We start from the raw sequence: 2,436 nt of genomic DNA on the forward strand, positions 1-2,436 counted from the left end.
AATGAAATTGTTGCAAAATTCCCGGATCCAACTGAGATTTTCTTGGAGGCTGACAAGAAGGAATTTGTACAACTTTTTGGAGAGTTATTGAAGTCTGAAAATATTCTCAAAAATTTCGATGAGTTTGAGAGTTTCGACAAAATTATTTCTGATAGATTAATGCAAGACATGAAGAGTGTGTATGTTGATATTAGAGAAAATATTGTAAATTCAAGAAATTCCAAAGACTCTGAAGAACAACAGGTGGATTTCTCAGATGTAGAATTCCAAATAGATTTGTTGAAAACTGATGAGATAAACTTGGATTATATTTTGGCTTTGATTTTGGAAAAATCCAAAGAACATGAAGATGTAGAAAACTTAAAGGCAGAGGTTCGTAGAATTATAAGGTCGAGCTTGGGAACTAGAGCTAAGGAAGATTTGGTGATGGATTTTATCAATAAAACAAAATTGTCAGAGTTGAAGGATAATGATGATATTTTGTAAACTTTCTATTCGTTTGCCAAAAAAGAAAAGAATGTCAAATTTCTTGTTGAAGAAGAGAAGTTGAAAGAAGGGCATATCATTTTATCAATAAGTCAATAGCAAAAGATTTTGTGGATTATGCAGGTACTGGATTAGATAAAATTTTGCCAACTACTTCTCGTAGACAGGGAGCGAGAGAAAAGAAAAAACAAATTGTTCTCGAAAAAATAGAAAAAATCGAAGAGATTTTTGTAGGAATATAACTTATTGAGGAGCTAACAAAAATGAGTGGTCAAATGAAAAAGAGTATAGATTCTAAGAAAATATTTTACGGAATTACAATATTTTCAGTATTGGTATTTGTTATTGGGATTATAGTTACTGTGAGAAATAATCCGTTGAATGGTGGTGTAGCCAATGTGTTGAACAATGAATTCTTTAATCATATTACGATGTTTGTACCTTTTTCTTTGTGGGCTTGGTTAATTATTTTTGCAATTTTCTTTGTAAAAAAGAATTGGGTAGTTGTAACTACTTGTATTGTCTTGGCAATTCCACATTTAATTTTAATTGCGGTGCTGGTTATTGATTCACACAGTCTGTTGGAAATTCTAAAATGGTATGTTATGATTTTAAGTTTCGGAAGTATTGTTCTTAAATAGAAAGGACAATCCAGATGAAAAAAAGAATTTTTGTATATTGGAATGAAAAAACCAGATGAGGTTAATAGAATTAAAGAATTATACGAAGAAGTAGCAGAAGAATTTTATTTCATGATAAAGGATAATTTTATTATAGAAATATCTAAATTGAATATTTGAGAATTTTAGAGAAAAGTAAAATTATGATTTCAAAATATTGAGGGAAGCTTCATAGCTTTCCTTTTTATTTTGAAAATATTAGAAATGTTGTAGGATTTTGTTGTTGATATGAAAGGTCAAAGATGGTATAATTTAAGAAAGATAAATTTTTTTATGCAATTAGTCAGAGAAAGTCAAAAGAGGTGATAGTATGGCAGGGCTTAGTAACAGCATTGAAGCTTTTTTGAAGCAGTTGTTGAGTAACACTGACGATGATTTCATCGAAATCGGAAGAAATGATCTTGCCAATCAGTTTAATTGTGCTCCATCGCAAATTAATTACGTTCTGACTACTAGATTTACTCCGTACAAGGGTTATTATATTGAAAGTAGACGCGGTGGAAGTGGATATGTTAAAATAATAAAATTAACAATTGAAGACAGTAATCCTATTAAGGAGATTGTCGAAAATGTTATTGGAGATAGAATTACAAAGGATAAGTCGAATAATATTATTAATATGCTTTTAGATGAGGAATTGATAACTGAAAGGGAAGCTTTGGTTATGGTTCACGCTTTAGAGGATAATACTTTGTCGAAGGTGGATTTTAATGACAGGAATATTCTGAGGGCTGATTTATTGAAGAATATGTTATTGGCTTTTATGAGATAGAGGTGATTATATGAATTGCGATAATTGTGGCAAACCTGCTTTTATTCAAGTTAAAATCGTGGGACCATTTGGTGCTCGTGATGTGAATTTGTGTCATGATTGCTATGAAGAATATATGAATAATTTGAAGAATGAGATTATTTCGAATTCTGATTTTAAGTTTGATTCTGATCAAGAATTGAACGAAAACAAGGAGCTTTTTGAAGAAATCGCAAAGCAAATTTCTGATGTGGTGGAACATTTGCCTTTTGAAAAGGTACAAGAATCTTCAAAGAAAGATGTTGACGATAAAAGTGTGTGTCCAGTGTGCAATATGCCGTTTGATGAGTTGAAGAATTATTCATCGATTGGTTGCAAATATTGTTACGATCATTTCAGAGATTTCATCATGGATAAGAGAAATTCGAAAAGTTATCCAAAATATTACAGGGGCAAATTCCCTAAGAATTTTGAAAAGGCAAAGGAAATTTTGGAGAAGTTGGATAGCTTGTCTGATGA

The 2,436-nt window shown here is 30.9% G+C and carries 4 protein-coding genes and 1 pseudogene; all 5 read left to right on the forward strand.

Annotated features, from left to right (window positions below; translation table 11 throughout):
* Positions 1-486, forward strand: a pseudogene (locus KHW44_RS08595) (deoxyribonuclease HsdR); the annotation flags it as partial.
* 110 nt (positions 487-596) lie between these two features.
* Positions 597-728: a hypothetical protein gene (locus KHW44_RS08600; RefSeq protein ID WP_275077097.1), complete on the forward strand. Its 132-nt coding sequence runs from the start codon at positions 597-599 to the stop codon at positions 726-728.
* 33 nt (positions 729-761) lie between these two features.
* A complete protein-coding gene (locus tag KHW44_RS08605; protein WP_304068473.1) occupies positions 762-1,127 on the forward strand; it encodes a hypothetical protein in 366 nt (121 codons plus the stop codon).
* A gap of 349 nt (positions 1,128-1,476) precedes the next feature.
* Entirely contained in the window at positions 1,477-1,938 is a 462-nt protein-coding gene (locus KHW44_RS08610; protein ID WP_002835572.1) for a CtsR family transcriptional regulator, read from the forward strand.
* A gap of 10 nt (positions 1,939-1,948) precedes the next feature.
* The coding region (locus tag KHW44_RS08615; RefSeq protein ID WP_304068476.1) for a hypothetical protein at positions 1,949-2,436 on the forward strand (488 nt) is incomplete at its 3' end.

The organism is Finegoldia magna (assembly GCF_018371055.1).
In the GTDB taxonomy this organism is placed as follows: Bacteria; Bacillota; Clostridia; order Tissierellales; family Peptoniphilaceae; genus Finegoldia; species Finegoldia magna_I.